General features: G+C 49.9%; 19 protein-coding genes. 3 read left to right on the plus strand and 16 right to left on the minus strand.

From position 1 onward, the window contains the following. Positions 1–23 precede the first annotated feature (23 nt). Positions 24–2,930, minus strand: a complete 2,907-nt coding sequence (locus tag FGI41_RS03810) for an Ig-like domain-containing protein (protein ID WP_139488623.1) — start codon at positions 2,928–2,930, stop codon at positions 24–26. 260 nt (positions 2,931–3,190) lie between these two features. Here FGI41_RS03810 and yxiS point away from each other — a divergent pair, with 260 nt between their 5' ends. After that, positions 3,191–3,499 carry a protein YxiS gene (gene yxiS / locus FGI41_RS03815; RefSeq protein WP_139488624.1) on the plus strand — a complete coding sequence of 103 codons (309 nt, stop codon included), beginning with the start codon at positions 3,191–3,193 and terminating at the stop codon, positions 3,497–3,499. Between the two features lie 167 nt (positions 3,500–3,666). On the opposite strand, the gene FGI41_RS03820 is transcribed toward yxiS, so the two are convergent. Together FGI41_RS03820 and FGI41_RS03825 are read right to left on the minus strand one after the other, a co-directional pair. After that, the gene (locus FGI41_RS03820; protein ID WP_139488625.1) at positions 3,667–4,527 is read right to left on the minus strand and encodes a DegV family protein; all 861 of its coding nucleotides are present in this window, start codon (positions 4,525–4,527) and stop codon (positions 3,667–3,669) included. A 164-nt stretch (positions 4,528–4,691) separates the two neighbouring features. Beyond that, positions 4,692–4,892 (minus strand): cold-shock protein, encoded by a 201-nt coding sequence (locus FGI41_RS03825; protein ID WP_139488626.1) that lies wholly within the window; start codon positions 4,890–4,892, stop codon positions 4,692–4,694. Between the two features lie 468 nt (positions 4,893–5,360). Between FGI41_RS03825 and FGI41_RS03830 the strand changes: the two genes are divergently transcribed. Both FGI41_RS03830 and katA read left to right on the plus strand, forming a co-directional pair. Further along, positions 5,361–5,612, plus strand: a complete 252-nt coding sequence (locus FGI41_RS03830; protein ID WP_139488627.1) for an AbrB/MazE/SpoVT family DNA-binding domain-containing protein — start codon at positions 5,361–5,363, stop codon at positions 5,610–5,612. A gap of 216 nt (positions 5,613–5,828) precedes the next feature. Beyond that, on the plus strand, positions 5,829–7,298 hold the full coding sequence (gene katA, locus FGI41_RS03835) for a catalase KatA (RefSeq protein WP_139488628.1): 1,470 nt from the start codon (positions 5,829–5,831) through the stop codon (positions 7,296–7,298). A 6-nt stretch (positions 7,299–7,304) separates the two neighbouring features. Here the strand turns inward: katA and FGI41_RS24735 are convergent, their stop codons facing one another. The 13 genes from FGI41_RS24735 to FGI41_RS03895 all read right to left on the minus strand — a co-directional run bounded on the left by FGI41_RS24735 (position 7,305) and on the right by FGI41_RS03895 (position 20,260). Then, positions 7,305–7,517, minus strand: coding sequence for a hypothetical protein (locus tag FGI41_RS24735; RefSeq protein ID WP_176560111.1), 213 nt, complete (start codon positions 7,515–7,517; stop codon positions 7,305–7,307). Positions 7,518–7,603: 86 nt separating this feature from the next. Further along, positions 7,604–8,428: an NAD(+) synthase gene (nadE, locus tag FGI41_RS03840; RefSeq protein WP_139488629.1), complete on the minus strand. Its 825-nt coding sequence runs from the start codon at positions 8,426–8,428 to the stop codon at positions 7,604–7,606. 479 nt (positions 8,429–8,907) lie between these two features. Further along, entirely contained in the window at positions 8,908–10,362 is a 1,455-nt protein-coding gene (locus tag FGI41_RS03845) for a nicotinate phosphoribosyltransferase (RefSeq protein WP_139488630.1), read from the minus strand. 20 nt (positions 10,363–10,382) lie between these two features. After that, positions 10,383–10,931: a cysteine hydrolase family protein gene (locus tag FGI41_RS03850; RefSeq protein ID WP_139488631.1), complete on the minus strand. Its 549-nt coding sequence runs from the start codon at positions 10,929–10,931 to the stop codon at positions 10,383–10,385. Between the two features lie 54 nt (positions 10,932–10,985). Then, positions 10,986–12,386, minus strand: coding sequence for a cardiolipin synthase (gene cls, locus FGI41_RS03855; RefSeq protein ID WP_139488632.1), 1,401 nt, complete (start codon positions 12,384–12,386; stop codon positions 10,986–10,988). Between the two features lie 94 nt (positions 12,387–12,480). Continuing rightward, positions 12,481–13,149, minus strand: coding sequence for a GNAT family N-acetyltransferase (locus FGI41_RS03860; protein ID WP_139488633.1), 669 nt, complete (start codon positions 13,147–13,149; stop codon positions 12,481–12,483). A gap of 321 nt (positions 13,150–13,470) precedes the next feature. Then, entirely contained in the window at positions 13,471–16,401 is a 2,931-nt protein-coding gene (gene dacB / locus FGI41_RS03865; RefSeq protein ID WP_139488634.1) for a D-alanyl-D-alanine carboxypeptidase/D-alanyl-D-alanine endopeptidase, read from the minus strand. A gap of 449 nt (positions 16,402–16,850) precedes the next feature. Next, complete coding sequence (locus FGI41_RS03870; RefSeq protein WP_139488635.1) at positions 16,851–17,156, minus strand: hypothetical protein; 306 nt, start codon at positions 17,154–17,156, stop codon at positions 16,851–16,853. 80 nt (positions 17,157–17,236) lie between these two features. Next, on the minus strand, positions 17,237–18,343 hold the full coding sequence (locus FGI41_RS03875; protein WP_139488636.1) for a toxic anion resistance protein: 1,107 nt from the start codon (positions 18,341–18,343) through the stop codon (positions 17,237–17,239). 41 nt (positions 18,344–18,384) lie between these two features. Then, a complete protein-coding gene (locus FGI41_RS03880; protein WP_139488637.1) occupies positions 18,385–19,044 on the minus strand; it encodes a 5-bromo-4-chloroindolyl phosphate hydrolysis family protein in 660 nt (219 codons plus the stop codon). Between the two features lie 265 nt (positions 19,045–19,309). Further along, positions 19,310–19,570 carry a metal-sensitive transcriptional regulator gene (locus tag FGI41_RS03885; RefSeq protein WP_139488638.1) on the minus strand — a complete coding sequence of 87 codons (261 nt, stop codon included), beginning with the start codon at positions 19,568–19,570 and terminating at the stop codon, positions 19,310–19,312. Between the two features lie 189 nt (positions 19,571–19,759). Beyond that, positions 19,760–19,987: a hypothetical protein gene (locus FGI41_RS03890; RefSeq protein ID WP_139488639.1), complete on the minus strand. Its 228-nt coding sequence runs from the start codon at positions 19,985–19,987 to the stop codon at positions 19,760–19,762. Positions 19,988–20,011: 24 nt separating this feature from the next. After that, the gene (locus FGI41_RS03895; RefSeq protein WP_139488640.1) at positions 20,012–20,260 is read right to left on the minus strand and encodes a DUF5132 domain-containing protein; all 249 of its coding nucleotides are present in this window, start codon (positions 20,258–20,260) and stop codon (positions 20,012–20,014) included. Between the last annotated feature and the right edge of the window lie 21 nt (positions 20,261–20,281).

A 20,281-nucleotide genomic window follows, 5' to 3' on the forward strand; every position in this document is an offset into this window, starting at 1 on the left:
GCTTGTCTTAGGACATTTTATAGTCAAATACCCGTATCCGGAGTCAAAGTAAAGTGAACATGTCTGCGGTTGCCAAAGGAGTCAATGAGTACAAGAGAGTAAAAACCCGGATCTGTAAACAGAATTTGATTGGCGATCAAGACATCCTTGATAGGAACTGGAATCAGTTGTCCATCCTTCATTCCAACTATTGTAAAAGGCTCTTTATGATAGAGAATTTCTAAGATATGAAAATGCTCCATTTCCTGAATGCCATTCAGGATATTTGCCCCTGATACTCCTAGAGTAAAGTAGAATTCATTAACCACACCGTTCTGATCTAGTATCGTTAGGATATAAGAACCCGCTTCGGTGATCTTACTTCCCAGCGTGTATCCTTCCAGAACCTCGCCATTCCGGGTTAATGAAACATTGGCAATCGTGGAATCCATGCTGAAAGGAATAACCTGATCCTTATACCCTTGTCCATTCACGATTCCTGTGATCGTTACGGTCTTAGCCGGGATGGCCAGCGCAAAATGAACAGTAGCGACTCGACTAGAACTGTCTGTTACCGTTAATACATACTCCCCATTTTCAAACAAAACATTTCCTAATCTATAGGATGGTACAAGAACTCCATCTTTGTATAGTTCTACACTTTGTAGATCTGTGTAGAGAGCAGTAGGAATAACCAATTTTTCGTATACGTGCCCCTCTTCCACTCCTTGAATGACTGGTGTTGGATCATTGGAGGCGATCATAAAAGTGAGTCTGGTTACATTTCCTTTTCGATCAGACGCAACCAGTTCGTAGTTTCCGTCTTCGCTGATCGTTGTATTAAGAAAATACCCATTGACAGGGACGCCATCCTTATTCAGGGTTACATTGGCGATATCGTCTATATTCCCGTACGGTCTGACCGCAGTTTTATACATCTGACCGTTGGATACCCCATAGATTTCTGGTGCGGTTGTATCTATCCGAATTGAGAACGGATAATAGGTGCGCACCCCTTGTATATCGACAGCAGTTAGGAGATACTGACCATTTTCTTGGATCGTAGTCCCTAATGTATACCCTTCTACCGGAAAACTGTCTCGGGTCAAGGTAACAGAATCAAAATTGTAATTTGTTCTGGTCGGTGTAACTGCACTCTCGTAGACCCCACCCGATTCGATACCAGTCACGGGGCTATACCAGGAAATAATGGAGAAACGGATGACAGTCGTATTCCCTTTGATCCCAGTCGCCGTCAGCACGTATTGACCCTCATCGCTAATGGTGGTTCCCAAGCTAAAACCTTCCACCTCCACACCATCTCGAGTAAGCGTCACACCGGTAAGATTCGGGTCACTACTCGTTGGTGTAACTGGAATCAGATAGATCTTGTCTTGCACACCCTCAATCACCAACGGCGGATGCGCTATATTCACCGTAAACGTTACAGTACTGATATACCCCTTCTCATTCGTTACCTTCAATACATAACTAGCATTTACATCGATGGCTGTTCCCAACTCGTATCCAGGGACAACCACACCGTTACGGGTCAATTCTACTTGAGTGATGTCTGTATCTTCTGTCGCAGGTGTAACCGATTCGGTATACTCACGATCATTCGTTACCCCTGTCAATAACGGGCTTCTCAGAATTGTGAATTCAATCAAGGTACCATTTCCCGCACGGTCAACCGCATAAATCGCATAATTGCCTTCCTCTGTAATCGGCTGTCCAAACGTAAATGGGATTGGCTCGATCCCATTTGTGATTCGAACCAATTCGACGCGGGCGATATCCGTATCAAGACTGACCGGTGTCACCGTATCACGATAGACTTTGAGGTGCTCAACTCCAGTAATAACCGGTGGCAAATCAGGCTGGTCAGGTACTGTAACTGGCGGCATGAAAAGAATCGTAAACGGTTTTGTACGAAGTCCTGCTTCCGCCCCTTCGACCGCTTTTGGATCGATCTGAATCATCACATTACTCACGCTGTCACTTGTATCATGCTTGCTGGCACGGCCCGTAAAGCGAACCATGACGATCTCATCCGAAATCCGCTCCACCTGCGCCTCTAGACCCGCAGGCAGATTTTCGGTGTTGAACCATTGTGCCTGCAATTCATTCGCCCATTTCCCATCGGACAATCGCAGTACAACTGGATCTTGCACACTTCCGTTATCGGCAGACGATTCATATAAAACCGAGCTTTCAAGTGTAATTGTTGGCTGTTTGGTCTCGGATACGGTAATCGGGATGCTTGCTTCCATTCCGTCTACGGCCGCGATGATTGCGGTATTGCCTTCTCCTACTGCTGTGACCCGCCCAGTATCATCGACGGTCGCCACGTCTGTGTCAGTAGAGCGCCATGTTACGGTGGCATCTGCGATCTGCTTGCGGCTTTGATCCGTGACGAATGCCAATAGTCTCAAAGACTCATCCGATGCAGAACCGACTGTCAGCTTCGCATCCGGTGCCGTATTGATGATAGTGACCTTCTCCGCCTTCGCCCCTTCGGCCGCCAAGGTAAAATAAACCGATGACTTCACGGCCCCGCCATAGGACGCACGAATCCGAACTTTCTGCTCCTTCTCCGCCTTCAGCGGTTCATAGGTAAATCGCGCTTCCCGCTTCGCCTGATCCCAGACAAAACCCGTGACCTCGATCCCTTCACTCTTTTTCCCAGACACGATCTGGTGAAAGGTAAAATCCTCTGGCTTGGGCGCTGTCTCTTGTTTGCTGCTCAGACGTACGGAGATATAACCATTGGAAGCGGTTACTTTCGTGATCAACGCTTCTTTGGCACTAGCCTGTTCGGTGATAAGAGCAGCTGTCTGATTGCCATTCATCGATGCAGACACCGGGCTTCCCAATGTAAAGAGCAGACTCGCCGAAGCAAGCGTTGCGATAAACCGCTTGGATTGCGGCTGTTTTTTATCTGATTTCATCTACTATTTCCTCACTTCTCATACTCATATCGTTCTTGGTGGGCGTCATGGAGAGGAATCTTCCGTTTCTCGAACCGTTAAACTCGTTATACTCGATAACTCAGATCCGTCAATCTTTCGAAAATTTTGGTTCCTTCTTCCATAGTTCATTATACCTAAATCTCATTTCCTATTTCTATCCCTATTTTTCCGTTCTTGCGAGAATCCCAGCCTTTTTTTACAATGATACAAGGACTAAGACCGAGCGAGGAGAGTAACAGATGGATAAAAAAGAACTGGAACAGCAGATTATCGCCAACTACCAACGCGACGAGGGAATGATGATTCTCGTTTTTGCTCAATGGTGTGCCAATAACGGAGTGGATGCACAGGAACTCTACCGCCAAGCCTATCCGCAACAGGCGGCCAATCCGCTTTTGCAGCAGATGGTAGATTTGACTGTGCCAAAGGAAGAGTCGGAGGAGATCCCGCACGAGACACTGCTTGCGGTTCTATCGATGTTTGGCAATGATGACCTGGCGTTCGTGGTCAGCGAAGAGATCGAGCGGCTGAAAAAAGCCGGGAAGTAGACTGGTTCATTAAGAGGGTATCGTAAGAACAGGTACCATTCGGATGAACAAATAGAGAGGTATCAAAACTAGGCTGGTGAACCCGATTGTGTTCCCGGCTTTTTTCCGTGTCACTACACAAAAAAACGAGCACAGACACATCGTCTGACTCGTTTTTCTTTCTACTCCTACGCCCGTTCCCGCTCTGTCGGATACCAGCAGATCCCCATCGTGCCTTGACCAGTATGCACACCGATCACCGGCCCCATGTTGGCTGTATCGACAGTCAGGTGCGGATAGACCGACTCGATCTCCTGCTTCCAAGCGGTCGCCTCTTCCTGTGCGTTATTATGCAGGATGCCGACGCGCAGGCGCTGTCCGCTCTTGGCTGCCTCTTCGAAAAATTGCAGCATCCGGGCCTTCGCCTTTTTCAGACCCCGTACCTTGTCGACGGAGACGATTTTGGTCTCTTGGAAGGATACCAATGGCTTGATATTGAGCAAGCTTCCGAGCAGGTATTGTGTCCCGCTGACCCGTCCCCCGCGATGAAGCAGCTCCAAGTCATTGACCATAATATAGGAACGGATTTGCGGTGGAATCGTGCGCAGATACGTGACGATCTCTTCCACGGTCGCTCCTTCCTTTTCCATCTGAATGCCCTCAAACAGCATGCTGGCCATCGGATAAGCGCCCATCCACGAGTCGATCACTTCTACGTTGAATCCCACCATCTCGGCCGCCATTTTGGAGGTCTGGTACGTCCCGCTGATCCCGCTCGATACGTGCAGGGCGATACCCTGTTCGTAGCCTTCTGCTTTGAGTCGTTCATACAGCGCGACGAAATCTCCGATGGCTGGCTGAGAGGTTTTTGGCATTTCTTTACAAGATTTTAATTTATCAAAAAATTCTTCAAACGTAAGGTCTACGCCCTCTTTATACTGCGCATCCGCAAAAATGATCTGCAGGGGAACAACGTGAATGTCGTGCTTTTGAATCTCTTCCGTGCTCAGGTAACAAACGCTATCCGTAATCCATGCTATTTTTTTCAGACATCATCACTCCTGATCATATATAAGCAAAACATAATAACCATTTGGAGTCTCCAATATACTATGAAAAAAGCAGGAGTACAAGCGAGTTCACCATTTCGGCAAATGAAAAAAGAACTGCCCCAGTAAAGGGTCAGTTCTCTTGTTTCGTCCGGGTAAACGGATTAGAGTTTTACCACGTTGGAAGCTTGTGGGCCACGGTTGCCTTCGGTTACTTCGAATTGAACCTTTTGACCTTCTTCAAGCGTCTTGAAGCCGTCACCGGTGATAGCAGAATAGTGAACGAACACGTCGTTGTTAGATTCTGTCTCGATGAAACCATAGCCTTTTTCTGCGTTGAACCATTTTACTGTACCTGTTTGCATAAATATAACCTCCAACTTTCATTCACTTATTAAGAAGAATTACTCACGTGGAATAACTCTTCATAATATTTGAATCATTTTAAACACATGTAGATGGTAAGCCTTTACAAATGTTACACTAACTATATCATTTTTTTACTAGACCGACAAGGAATCCGCCTTGAGAATCGTAGGACAAAATCTTCGAGAATTCGACCAAATATGCTGTTTCATACATAGATATACGTCTTCTGTGCAAAACTTGTTGCAAAATGTTGAAAGCGTAAAAACCCTATTGTTTAGTATCATTTACATTTATTATGAAAATATTACGATCTGATACCCGCTCCCGTATATTTTAAAACCATTAAATTTTTCGTTAAGTGTATTGACGCAGTTTATTCACGTTGATACCATACTACATAGAAACTTGTCACATCCTATTATTTTGAAAAAGATTCAACAAAATTGAAAAGGGGAAGTTAATAGATGAAGTCCACAGGTATTGTTCGTAAAGTTGATGAGCTGGGTCGTATCGTACTGCCGATCGAATTGCGCCGTACGTTGGATATTGAAATCAAAGATCCAATGGAGATTTATGTCGACGGAGAGCGTATTATCTTGAAAAAATATGCACCTTCCTGCATTTTTTGCGCAAATGCCGACAAAATCACCCATTTCAAAGGCAAAATGGTCTGCGTCGATTGTTTGGGCGATATGAACGTCACACAAGGCAACTAAGCTTCTTTTCAGCCAATTACATCGAACCGTTGATGGAAAACCAGGGACACCGCTGAGGCCCTGGTTTTTTTGTGTTTTGCTCCACTGGGTATCTCGTCCCAATCATTTAAAAACAATCTTTAATTATAATTATTATAAAAAAGTATTGATTTTTAACTGAGAGATGTTATCATTTCAATTATCAAAGGTTACATAAACTCGACGAGGTGATCTGAAATGACTCAACACAACAACAGACTTACGACAAGCTGGGGTGCTCCAGTCGGTGACAATCAAAACTCCATGACAGCTGGTATGCGCGGCCCAACCTTGATCCAAGATGTGCATCTCTTAGAAAAATTGGCTCATTTCAATCGCGAGCGTGTGCCTGAGCGCGTGGTTCATGCCAAAGGGGCTGGTGCTCATGGTTATTTTGAAGTGACGAATGATCTGACCAACTATACGAAGGCTGCTTTCTTATCCAAAGTAGGCAAGCGCACTCCGATGTTTATCCGCTTCTCCACCGTGGCTGGGGAAAACGGTTCTGCTGATACCGTGCGTGACCCGCGTGGTTTTGCCGTCAAATTCTATACCGAAGAGGGCAACTATGATCTGGTTGGGAACAACACGCCGATCTTCTTCATCCGCGATGCGATCAAGTTCCCTGACTTCATCCACACCCAAAAACGTCATCCGCAGACCCATCTGAAAAACCCTACAGCGGTCTGGGATTTCTGGTCCCACTCCCCTGAGTCTCTGCACCAAGTCACCTATCTAATGGGCGACCGCGGGATTCCTGCCACCTACCGTCATATGAACGGCTATGGCAGCCATACCTTCAAATGGGTCAATGCTCATGGTGAAGCTGTCTGGGTCAAATACCACTTCAAAACCGAGCAAGGTGTGCAAAACCTCTCTGAAGAGATCGCAGCCCGCATCGCTGGGGAAAATCCGGATTATCATACCGAAGACCTGTTCAATGCGATCGAAAACGGGGAATTCCCTGCCTGGACGCTGTATGTCCAGATCATGCCTCTCGAAGATGCCAATACGTACCGTTTCGATCCGTTCGATGTGACCAAGACTTGGAGCCATAAGGATTATCCGCTGATCGAAGTGGGCCGGATGGTTCTCGACCGTAATCCGGAGAACTATTTTGCTGAAGTAGAGCAGGCTACCTTCTCCCCTGGCACGCTGGTTCCTGGTATTGATGTCTCCCCGGACAAAATGCTGCAAGGCCGTCTGTTCGCCTACTCTGATGCGGCCCGTTACCGTGTCGGTGCGAACCACCAGTCCCTGCCGATCAACCGTCCACATCATGAAGTCAAAAACTATCAACGCGATGGTCAAATGCGTCATGACTCGAACGGTGGCGGCTCTGTCTACTACGAGCCAAACAGTTTCGGCGGGCCAACCGAATCTCCTGAGCATAAACAGGCTCCCTTCCCTGTCTATGGCATGGCTGATAGTGTCGCTTATGACCACGATGACCACTATACACAAGCAGGTGATCTGTACCGTCTGATGAGCGCGGACGAACGTACCCGTCTCGTACAGACGATTGTGAATTCCATGAAGCCTGTGACAAGCGATGAGATCAAGCTCCGTCAGATCCGGCATTTTTACAAGGCAGACGCTGAGTATGGTACACGTATTGCACAAGGTCTTGGTCTGCCGGTGCCGCAAGAGGTCAAATCATCCGAGTAATACAAATCATGTAGAATCAGGTGAACCATCATGACAAAACCAAAAGTGCTCTGCCCCGTCTGCCAGACTGAAATCAAGCAGCTCAAGCATAGCAGCAAGTGTGGTTGTGGCAGCAGATTTATGACGGTGAAACGATCCTTCAACCGATAAGGGAGTGACGCAGCTGCTGCCTTCAGTGCCGACTGGGTCATCCGTACGGAATAAGTAGAATCCATACATGAAAAAGCCCGCCTTTGCTCACGATCGCAAAGGCGGGCTTTCTTGCTGTTCTTGTATTTTCTGGGATGCATCCCGTTTCTTTTATTCTATTCTTTCCACCATGCATCAAATGGGGTCGTCGGGAGATGGCGCTTGTGGCGGGTCATGATGTAACGCGCATCCAGCTTAGCCGCTACTTCGGCTGGGACGGATTTGCCTTCGAGGTAGTCGTCGATCTGCTCATAGGTGATACCGAGTGCCTCTTCGTCTGGGAGGAGCGGCTTATTGTCTTCGAGATCAGCGGTCGGGACTTTCAGGTAGATCCCAGGGTCGGCACCGAGGTGTTGGAGGAGCTGTCTGCCTTGGCGTTTGGAGAGTCCTGTGAGTGGTGTGAGATCGCAGGCTCCGTCGCCATGCTTGGTGAAAAAGCCAGTGATCGCTTCCGCAGCATGGTCGGTACCGATGACCAGGCAGCCATGGTGACCGGCGATGTCGTATTGGACCTTCATGCGCTCACGTGCTTTGCGGTTGCCGCGCAGGAAGTCAGAGAGGGACTCACCGACTTGCTCGTTCCAGACCGTATCAGCGGCGTCGACGGCGGGTTTGATATTGAAGGTATAGGTTTTGTCCGGTTGGATGAAAGCCAGAGCGCGTTGGGCATCTGCTTCGTCTTGCTGTACGCCGTACGGGAGGCGGACTGCGATGAAAATATAGTCCTGCCCTGTCTCAGCGCGGAGCTGTTCGATAGCCAGTTGGGCGAGTCGTCCGGCGAGGGAGGAGTCTTGTCCACCGGAAATGCCGAGGACGTAGCCTTTGGCCTTGGTAGCGAGCAGGTAGTTTTTGAGGAATTGGGTGCGGAATTCTACTTCCTGCTTGGCGTCGATGACGGGCTTGACGTCCAGTTCTTTCATGATTTGCTGTTGGAGGCTCATGTGGGGGTTCTCTCCTTTTCTCTCTATCTTTTTATGTACGTGGGTATGTATTGGTTAGTGTAAGTAGGATGGTGAGGGATTGTCAACATCGGCGGTAGCTTTCGGGGTTTGGTGAGAGAGGCAGCGGCTGGCAGGTGGCGCGCCAGATTTAAACCCCTTCGGAAGAAGGGAAAGCTGGCCGCTGCGGGAAGAGAAAGGGCTTGTCCGCGGCAAAAAGGTTCGAGGAAGCGGGTTCAAGCGAAGGGGTTTGCCTCTGGGTGGTTTCAGGGAAGTATGGACGCCCTTTCTCTTCCCTTCGCTGGGTGGGGGTTTAAAAAAGGCTTGCCACCTGCCAGCCGCCGCCTCTCTGCCAGCCTATCGTGATTGAACCGCATGCGCTCAGTTGTTCCCTACGCTTCCTCTGTTCACTCACAGATTTTTTTAGATTCCGCTTACCTAAATCTGATTGATCGTTCAACCATTCACATAAATCCTATCTCCTACCGCTTCGAATGCTTCTGTATCAAATCCATCTTCATATCCCATACCGCCTGGCTCAGATCGACCGGATACTTCTCGGGGTTCAGCTTGCGCAGGTATTCATCCCAGAACAGGCTGAACTGACCTTTGTGATATTCTTTGATCTCGGCGAGGCTGGGTAATTCATACACTTGTTTACCAGCTTGGAAGACAGGGACGAGCAATTGGACCGCATCATAGTGGACGACGAATTTATGCAGGTAGGTATGGACGGGGTCGAACAGCTTGAGCTTGGGCTGGTTATGTACGTTTTCGTCGCGCAGGGCGATGTAGTCTCCTTCGGCTTTGCCGGTGTCGCGGTTGATGATGCGGTAGACGGTTTTGTTGCCGGGAGTGGTGATTTTCTCGGGGTTGCCGGAGATTTTGATGGTGGGGATGAACTGGCCGTCTTCTTCTTTTGCCACCACTTTGTAGACGCCTCCGAGGGCGGGATTGTCAGCGGCAGTGATCAGCTGAGTACCGACGCCCCATGTGTCTACCTTGGCTCCTTGGGCTTTGAGGTTGAAAATCACATGCTCGTCGAGATCGTTGGAGGCGACGATTTTGACATCAGGCAGTCCTGCTTCATCCAGCATCCGGCGCGCTTGGATGGAGAGATAGGCCATATCGCCGGAGTCGAGGCGGATGCCGTGCAGTTTTTTGCCTGCGGCTTGCAATCTCTTGCCTACCTTGATCGCGTTGGGGATGCCGCTTTTGAGCGTGTCATAGGTGTCGACGAGCAGGGTGACATTGGACGGCAGGGCATCTGCGAAGCGCTGGAATGCCTCCTCCTCGCTCTCGTGATCTTGTACCCATGCATGGGCGTGCGTACCCTTCGACGGGATACCAAACAGCATGCCCGCCCGCATATTCGATGTAGCATCAAAACCAGCAAGATACGCAGCACGGGCGCCCCAGACGGCAGCGTCAGCCTCCTGCGCGCGGCGGGAACCGAATTCAAGCAGGATTTCATTCGGAGCGACCTGGCGGATGCGGGCCGCTTTGGTGGCGACGAGGGTCTGGTAATTCATGAAGTTGAGAATCGCCGTCTCTAAGAGCTGCGCCTCGAACACACGGGCTTCAACCCGGACAAGCGGTTCATTGGGGAACACGAGTGTCCCCTCTTTGACACAATGCAGATCACCCGTGAATTTGAAGGATGTAAGCTCCTCTAAAAATCCCGGATCGTACTGCTCCTCCTGCTCAGCGAGATACTGGATCAGTTCGTCGGAAAAACGCAGGCTGTTGATATAATGCACGATCCGCTCTAACCCGGCAAACACGGCATACCCGTTGCCGAACGGTAGCTTGCGGAAATACGCTTCAAAAATGCGCTTTTTGTTGTGCGTCCCGTTTTTCCAGTGGGCATACATCATATTGATCTGATATTTATCGGTGTGAAGCGTGAGATTGTCGTAATCGGCATTGATGTTCATGGAGGATCCTCCGCCCTGTTTTATTGACCGATGATGGTTGCACCGAGGCTGCCCTTAAAATGAGCGAGTGCCCATGCATGGCCGTCCTGATTGAAGCTTTGCACCGCATCGGCGTGTACCGTGATCGCAAAGCCGCGGTTATACGCATCGACCGCTGTGTGCAGGACGCAGATATCGGTGCAGACGCCGACGAGATGCACTTCATGGATTCCGCGCTCACGCAGGCGGATTTCCAGATCTGTCCCGGCAAACGCACTGTATCTGGTTTTGGACATATAATAAATGTTGTCTTGGTTCGCTTGATAGACATCGTCGAGCTTCCCATACAGATCGCGGCCCGGCGTACCATAGATATTGTGCGGCGGAAACAGCTTGCTCTCCGGATGGTACGGATCGCTCTCCTCATGCCCGTCGACCGCCATCACGACGAACTCGCCTGCCTGCACGAATTCCTCTGTCAGCGCCGCGATCCGCTCCTCGATTGCTTGCCCTGGGGCCCCGCAGGTAAGCCGTCCGTCATCCGCGACGAAATCATATGTATAATCAATCACAATCAGTGCCTTTTTCATGACCAGATCCTCCCCTTTTTTTGTTACCATCATAACACCAAAAAAAATACACCGCTACAGAAGCGGTGCAAACAAACGGGCGAACGACTCCTTGTAACGGCGAACCAGGTTTTTGGATTGCAGCCGCAGCCGGACGCTGTTCGACAGATCCTTTTCGAACTGCTCGATCAGCCTGTGCAATACCGGCGTTCTTCCATATAAGAATACATTGGCCTCAAAATTAAGATTGAAGCTGCGGCGGTCGAGATTCGCTGTACCGACCGAGGCGAGTCGGCCATCGACGATCATCACCTTCGCATGCAGGAAACCCTTGGTATAATGATACACCTCCACGCCCGCATCAATCAGCTCATCAATATAACTTTGGGAGGCATAATAGACGAGGACACTGTCAGAGATGCTCGGCAGGATCATCACTACCTTGATGCCTGATTGAGTGGCCGTGCGCAGCGCGACAAGCAGGGTCTCATCCGGAACAAAATAAGGGGAAGCGATATAGACACTCTCTTCTGCTGTCATGATCATCTGCAAAAAGGTCTGACGGATCAGCTCCCATCTGGCCCGTGGATCTGAGGCGATCACTTGTACATCCTGCTCGCCCTGTTTTTGCTGGTTCAAGACGTCAGGAGCCAGATAGGCGGAGGGTTCCAGCCTCTCCCTGCTGACCATACGCCAATCCGCCAGAAAAATATGCTGGATACTCTCCACCGCAGGCCCCTTGATCTCCAGATGGGTGTCCCGCCAATAGCCGAGTTTCGGGTCCTCCCCCAGATACTCGTGGCCGATGTTGAAGCCTCCGATATAGCCGACTTCCCCATCCACTACGACCACTTTCCGATGATTGCGGTAGTTCACGCGCCAGAACAACAGCGGGTTGGATACAGGTAAAAAGATCCCCACATGACCCCCTGCTGCGCGAAGCTGGGCCAGCCACGGTTCAGGCAAATCCTTGCTGCCCAGCGCATCGACGATCAGCCGTACCTCCACACCTTCTTGGGCCTTTTCCATCAGAAGTTCCATCAGTGCCCGCCCCACATGGTCATTGCCGATGATGTAGAAGAGCACATGAACATGCTTTTTGGCCTGTCGGATGGACTGAAAGATGTGTTTATACAAGCTTTCGCCAATGTCAAAAATCTCTACCAGATTGCCTTGATGAAGCTCAGACTCCACATTTACCTGGATCAGGCGGATCAGCCGTCCAGTCGCCGTATGCTCGTCGTGATGCGGTTCTACGCTGATCTCGTGCGGCTTGGGTCTGTTGCGGTTCTCCCGCTTCCGCCATTTGCTGCCGATCAACAGATACAGGGTGATCCCGATCAGCGGCAAGCCGAAAATGGTCACCACCCATGCAATTGTTTTCTCAGGCAAGCGGTTCTCCAGCACGATCACACAGAGAAACCCAATCGTAAATAGAAAATGAAGGAAAAAAAAGATCATCCACCATGTCTGCATGCCAACCTCCAAAATTGCTACATGCGTTTGAAATGGTAGTATAACCGTAATGAGCCTGATTATACGCGTCCGTTCCAGATCAGGGATTCAACGCCTATTTCAGAAACGGATTGCGCCATTCAAAAATCACACCGTAGTCACAGGACTCAGGATCATCTAAGTAGTTGGGGACGATGCTAACCGGGATATGTCCGCAGCGCAGCAGGAAGGTGACGACAGGGTCATTGAGCTCACCCTTGAGTACCAGATCCATATAATCCTCTGGTGTCATCTGCTCCGCGTGGTGGCAGTACATCGGCATGCGGCAGCCGCCGAAAACCCGTTTTAACCCCATATGAATGACGAGGGAACAGATCGCATCGATCAGGATTTTACCGAAGCCGTATTTGCGGTACTTAGGTCTGACCGATATATCCACGGCATAGACAGAATCCCCTTTGGCATCGTGGTTACGGATGTAGCCATTGTCTGTGACATCCTCCCAGCTCTGGTGTCTGACCCCGCCATCCTCGCTTCCCACCATCAACGTCGTGATCGAGCCGATGATCATCCCATCAAACTCTACACAAAAAGCCCCTTCCGGAAACAGTGTCACATGATTGTGAAGCTGTTCCTTGTTCCAGAGAAGCTCCTCAGGAAATGGCGGTGGAAAACACTCCCGTTGAATCTCGATCAACTCGTCAAAATCAGCTTCTGTGTAATTTCGAACCCGGACCAGAACCGGCCGATTCTCCATAAACACATACATATCTCTCACAAACATTCTACTTCCTCCCTTTTCTATCTGTATTTGTCATATCAAAAGTAACAAAATTAAATATTACAATACACATATCTTACTAAAAATCTTATTCGATGAAAACAAAAAACGGGACGAAAATACTAATGATTTCCGCACTGTTTTGTGAAATTAAATATTTTATGGGAAGTTATAGGATATACCATACCCATATATTAGGTCATTAGGCTCATTTGAATTCGTGTAACAGCTCCAAGTCCAACCATTTTTGTTGGCACAAAAAGAGAAAAACGGAAATTTCCCAGCAAATGATACTGGGAAACTCCGTTTTTTTAGGTTGATTGTTTATTTTTTCTGATAAGAAGCCAGTGCGACCGCCAGTTGGTTCTGCACAGCGGTGAGGTTTGCTGCTTTGTCGGTGTAACCATTCATCATGATGGAGAAGACGAGCTTCTCGCCATCTTTGGTGGTGACATAGCCGGACAGGGAACTGACGCCTGTGAGTGTGCCTGTCTTGGCGTGGACATTGCCAGCGGCTGCCGTATCCTTCATGCGGCTGCTGAGTGTGCCGTCTACACCTGCGATTGGCAGGGAGCTGTAATAGGTCTCAAAGTTGGATTGCTTGGTCATCACTTCGAGTACGCTGTTGATGTGGCGTGGGGAGATCAGGTTGTAGCGGGTCAGACCAGAACCATCAATCATATCAAAAGAGGTGCTTACCCCAAGGGATTGGAGCCAGGTCTGTACAGCGGCTGCCCCTGCATCAGCACTGCCTGGTTTGCCTGGTGCTGCTCCGAGCTTTTTCAGGAGCATTTCTGCGTAGAAGTTATCGCTTTTTTTGTTGAGATAGGTGACGATGTCGCTGAGCGGTTCAGATTCAAGCGTGGTCAGCTTGATCGCGTTTGCCTTGGCTGTGCCCAGCTTGACAGTGCTTTTCGGGCTGACTTGGATGCCTGCAGCCTGCATTTTTTCTTTCAAGACGGTTCCGGTATAGTAGGCTGGCTCCTCTACCGGGACGCGCTCATAGTCTGCGGAAGCGTCGATTGGCAGGTTGCCTTTGATATGGATGATGTTTTTGCCGCGTTCACGCTCGATGGCAAAGGTATTTTCTTCATCAGCCCCAACGGTTTTGGATTCGTTGATGACTTGGACGTATGAGGTTTTTGGGAACAGCTCCACTTTGACTGGTTCGCCTGCTTGGGCTGCAGGTGCATAGTCGATCATAACCGTACCGCGGTTGATCGAGAGTGCGCCGATCAGTGCGTTGTAGTAGTAGCTCTCATCGTCCCACGCCCAGCCGAGGCCAAGTCGTTGGTTGTCAAAATACGTATCGTCCATGATCAGGTTGCCGTTCATGCGCTTGATGCCGTTTTCCTTGAGCACTGCGGCGATCTCTTCGACAGAGATCCCTTCCTGTACCTTGAGGCTGTCTTCGGTGTGCAGGGACGGGTCGCCATAGCCTTTGACGATGACGTCACCGTTGAGTACACCAGCAGAGGTGACCTTTTGAGACAGGTAGATTTCGGTTGGGTAGCGGTAATCCTTGCCCAGCTTTTGCAGTGCGGTTGCGCTGGTGAGCAGCTTGAGGTTGGAGGCTGGGGTCAGCAAGCGGTCAGCATCGCGCTCATACAGCACATTTTCGTTGGCTGCACGGTCGAGTGATTTGACGATGACTCCCGTCGTGACGCCTTTCATCTGAGCTTGATCGATGATTGGATCGAGCAGCTTGGAGAGTTCGTATGTTTTGTCCGCAACAGGCTTATATCCGGCAGGTACCTTCAGCTCCGGATAGGTCGCCATGAGGATTCCCAGTTTATCTTGGAAATCACGAGCGTACTTGGACTTGTAGATGCCGTTGATCAGGATGGAGAACGCCAGCTTGTCGCCGTTTTTCGCGGTTACATAGCCGGAGATGGTGTTGACTCCACCCATGGAGCCTGTTTTGGCGATCAGGTTGTTGGCCGCCGGGGTGTTTTTCATCCGGCTTTTGAGCGTACCGTCCACACCTGCGATGGGCAGGGATTTTTCGAACAGCTCTTTGTATTCTTTGCCCTGTACATGGATCAGGAGCTTCAGCATTTGATCAGGGGAGACAAAGTTCATACGGGACAGACCAGAACCGTCTGCATAACGGAACCCGCCGTTGATTCCTGCCTCCTGCATGAACTCAGCTACCACTTCGCCGCCTTTTTCAAAGCTGCCCTCACCCTTTTCCACAGCGCCAAGGTTTTTGAGCAGGACCTCCGCGAAGAAGTTGTCACTGTCTTTGTTCAGCTCCATGATGATATCAGAGAGTGGCCTGGAGTAGTGAATGTAGAACGGAACCCCTTTGGTCAGCACGGTTTTGCTGATCTTGGCAGTCGGCTGGAGCTTGATGCCTTGGGCGGCCAGTTCCTTTTTCAATACATTTCCGACAAAAAGAGTCGGATCTTCCATCGTGACGTCTTCCTCGTAGGCCCCTGCTGCTTTGCCAAGTGTGCCTTTGATGATGATCACGTTTTGACCGCGCGGACGCTCGATGGTGATATTGTCATCTTCACCTTCCACGATCTTCACTTGGTTGACCACGGTTACATAGTCGTTTTGCGGAGCCATTGTGATACTGGGTTTCTGGCCTACCGCCTGATCTGGATTGATGCTCAGCGTGATAAAATTTTTATGTAGGGCAAGTGCGCTGATCTGTGCGCTGTACCCCCATGGCTCATCGTCCCACATCCAGCTAGGACCCAGGCGTACATCGTCAAAATAGCTTTCGTCGAGCAGCAGATCACCATGAATTTCGTTGATGCCTTGTTCTTTGAGGTGTTTCACCAGCTTGGTCAGATCTTCCGGGGCAAAGCTTGGGTCACCGTAGCCTTTTAGCGTCAGGTTTCCTTTTAATACACCGTCTTCCTTGACTTCACCATCTGTGTACACTTCGGTTTTGAACTGGTAGGTCGGGCCAAGCTGATCCAGCGCGGTAGCCGCGACAAACAGCTTCAGATTGGAAGCCGGGACAAACGTGCGGTCTTGGTGGTGCTTGTACAGATATTTTCCTTGCGTCAAGTTGTAGACGGCAATCCCTGGATTGATCCCGAGACTGTTGACGTCTTTGGCAAGGTCGATTATCGATTGTTCAAACTGTGCCGTCAGCGGATCGATCGCCGTGACAGATGCCAGTAACGCTGATCCTGATGCGGTAGTCGGTTCTGCCGCATAGACCGGTACTGCTACCATGTTGCCAATCAATAGTGTCGATAATAAGAGTTTAAACATAGTACCTTTTGTTTTTACCATCGTATTCCCCCTTTATGCATGATTATTAATGAACGCTATATGTAAATTAAATCACAAAATTCTAAATATTATAAGGGTGTTTTTTTGGTTCGCGGGGGTTTTTTGTCGGTTGGGGTGCTTTCTTTTTTGATTTTGGCGTGGGGAGAGAGGGCGACTTTCAAGCTGCTTGCCTGGTTTGAATCCCTTCGTGTGAGGGGGGGCTGTCCGCTACGGAAAAGTTCATGGCTTGTTCGGGGCAAAACATCTGGGTAGTTCAAAGATGTGAGACTGTTGTCCTGAGCGAATTCGAGGAAGTCTGGACGCCATGAACTTATCCTCCGCTGGGCATGGGATTCAAAAGAGGCGCGCTGCTTGAAAGTCGCCCCCTCTCCTTCCGGCTTGAGTGGAAAAGAAAGCACTCCAAAAGAAAAAAAGACCCGGAAGATGGGTCAGGATGGTGGTGTGGGAGCCTAGTGTCTCGGCTCCACCACATTAGACGAGTCATCATAATCATAGCGGAAACCGTCCAAGGGAAGCTGCGCATTCGCCGACACATTTGCCTGATTTTGCGCCGATGCAGAACCTACAGCATCATAAGCCCCAGTGGTACCCGGGTCGCTTGCGTCGATCTGCATACCGGGATTGGGGTCAGGCTTTCCTTGCAGGCGGTTCAGTACTTCCTGATAGGTCATGATCGCTTGATAATCCGTGCTGTTGTTGATGGCATCGCGAAGCACCTGCTCGATGACGGCAGCATCTTGGTTGTTGACTTGCATGGGGAATCCTCCTCTGCTAGAAGCAATGATGTCTTGTTAGTGTAACCGTAGAAAAATTCCCCATGCTACTCTTTTGAGATCTAGACGGTACGGCGTTGTGCGGCTTCGAGGAGCTTTTGGTTGAACTCGCCTTCGAGTCGCTCCAGTTCTTTTTGTACCTCGATGCGCTGCTGTTTGCCTTGTTCGCGGATTTTCAGGATTTCTTCGAGCGCGAAAATGATATCGTCGTTGGATTTTTTGATCGCTTCGATGCTGACGAGGTCCTTCTCATTTTCCTTAGCGATGTCGATGGAGGTGTTTTTCATCATTTCAGAGGTTTCGGTGATCACTTGGTTCATCGTGTCACGGAAATCCTTTTGCAGCTCGTTGGCTTTTTTCATCCGGAAGTTGACGAGGGCCACGCCCATCTTGGTCTGGAACGCTGGAATACCGATGTCGATGGAGGTTCTGATCTTGTCGGTCAGCTGCATTTGTCCGCCTTGGGCCATGCGGGTCTGGCGAAGGGACTGCTCGTTGACCGTTTTGGCGATGATCAGGTCATGGACACGTTTTTCCAGACGTTCTGCGAAGTTGACGAGGTCATTGAGTTCTTGCAGCTCAATTGGGTTCTGAGTAGCTTCAGCTCTTGCACGGCGCTCTGGAATGATCACTTCGTTAAGCTCCTGTACTTTGAGCTTGCCTGCTTCGATGTGCAGGTTGAGATCTTGCAGGTTTTTCAGGCCCGCACGGTAGAGGTTTTCGAGGTAGGAGTTATCCATGATCAGCTGACGGCAGGCTTCTTCGAGCTTGACGGTGATCGTCTCGATCTGATTCTCCACCTTTTGGTATTTGGCCATCGTGCGTCTTACAGCGTCAAAATAGTTGCCAAAAAACGGAATACTGGCAAGGAAGCCTTTGTTCCCGCTTTGCAGGCTGGAGACATCGACGTCCTTGATTTTGAGCAGCAGGTCAGAGACGATCTCCCCTACCGGTCCTGCGTCTTTGGCACGGATGTGTTCGATGATTTGCCCCGATACCTGCTTCATATCTTTCTGGGCGCTCGTACCAAAAGTCAGGACAGCGGACGGGTTGTTCACGTCGATCATTCGGGCGATCTCGGTTACTTTGGCCTGCTCTTCTGTACTCAGTCCGTTGGTTGGGGCTGGTTTGGATTCTTCAAAGTTAGAAAAAAGGCTGATCTGGGTCATAGGTGAATACCTCCATGAATTCTGTTAGTTGCCATCGCCGTCTACATCATGTCGCGCTCCATCTTCATCACATCTTCGAGCGCCTGAATCCGCATGTTCAGGTTCTGGACTTTGTCTTCCTGTATATCGACGATCTGTTCCTCAATGGTCTGGGTCAGCTTTTGCAAAAAGCTCTCCAAGCCTTGGATGCCCTTCTCGATCTCGGGGCTGGAAACATTGGTATTGATAATGGAAGCGTAGTCGACGAGCAGCTCGGACGCTTCCTGCAGGTAGGAGGTCATCCGTTTGATCACGCTGAGCTTGACTGGTTTATGCTCAATCGACTTAAAAAGCTCTGTGGATTTGCCGCACAGCACGAGAATGCTTTGTTTCACATTAGCGTTTTGGATGTTGAGGCTGCTGCGTTGCAGGCTATGTACGTAGCCGTAGCCTTCCTGGATGGCCTTTTGGAATTCTTCGCGGGAGACACCGACCACTTTTTGATAGTCGATTTCGGTCTGCTGTTGCTGTGGTGTGGTGACGGCTTGGGGTTTTTTGTTGCCGATGATGCGTCCGAGGCCCCAGTAGGCCAAGGCTGCGACACCAAGCCCGATGATAAAGCTTCCGACGCCGCCCAATCCGCTGTCTTTAAAAATATTATAGTAGACGATAAATGCAACCCCACCTGCGACCCCTTGGAGTACTTCTGTTTTTCTTGTCATTTTGTCCTGTTCACTCACCTTCTGTCATTACGTCTGGCAGGTCATTACTTTGATCAACATGAAAAGCCTTCCTATTTATCCTATCAGCAACGCTAGTCCTGCTCAATCATAATTTCGGAAAATCTAGGAAAAAGGGATGATCTCGCAGTATGTTATACGTACAAAAATCGGGGTGGTTTCAAGAAAAACAGAACAAAGGCGGTCCGCTTTTGCAGTGGCCGCCTGTTGATGTCCTTCTATCCAGTTGTGCTAATGGTGCCACAAGCTAGCGGCTTTTTACCAGCAGATTGATCGCTTCATTGACAAGCTCGGAGGTTTCGCGGCCTTGTGCCATCTCTTCGCGGAGGCAGCTGGCAAGGTTGTCCGCTACAACGACAGCGATGGCTTTGTCCAAGGCTGAGCGGATCGCAGAGAGCTGGCTGACGACGTCACGGCAATCCTTGTCCTGTTCCATCATATTGAGCACGCCCCGGATTTGGCCCTCGGCGCGTTTGAGACGGTGTTTTACTTTATCATCGTATTTCATGGGTAGTTTCCTCCCCTTTTCTCTCACGTTTGGAAGGCGGCAACAGATGCGCGCCTGATTTCTTACCCCTGTGGGTATATGATAGGTGGATGGATGCCGTCTTGTCAACGTGAAAAAGAACGTGCGGAGATAGAAGAGATCCCCGCACGCAGCTGATGTGGCTGTAGAGTTGTGTAGGCATTGCTTGATTTACCGCCAAAGCTTCGTCACTGATACCAAGGAGAGCAGGTTGATCTTGCTCTCTTTTCCTTTTGCTTTGATCATCCCGAAGAATTCGCGCAGAAACGTCTCCCATTTCTGTCCGATCTCATTCTTACTGCTGGCATTGTTGGTGATCTGTCCGATGCTGACCTGCAGGGCTTCGCGCAGGTGGGCAAATGCTTGTTGGAGGTGGTAGTCCACTTTTTGTCCTTCCATGGTGAACCTCCTTTGAGGGTATGGTTAGTGCATGATATCGTTGTCGATCTGGTTTTTCATCCGTTCGAACTGGGCCTCGGCGATGATGTCTTCTACCTCTTCGCGGGCCGTCAGTAACGCATGGCGTGCTCCTTCCACCGCTCCGTTGACAGCGCGTCCGCCGACTCGTGCTGCGGTGGTGAGGCTGGTTTTGGCGATGGGCAGCAGGACGGAGGCGCCGAGCACCAGCGCCGTACCGACGACCACCCGTTCGACCAATTTCGTAGCTAGCATGTGATCACTTCCTCTATCCGT

It is taken from the genome of Brevibacillus dissolubilis (assembly GCF_006170445.1).
Taxonomy (GTDB): domain Bacteria; phylum Bacillota; class Bacilli; order Brevibacillales; family Brevibacillaceae; genus Brevibacillus_B; species Brevibacillus_B dissolubilis.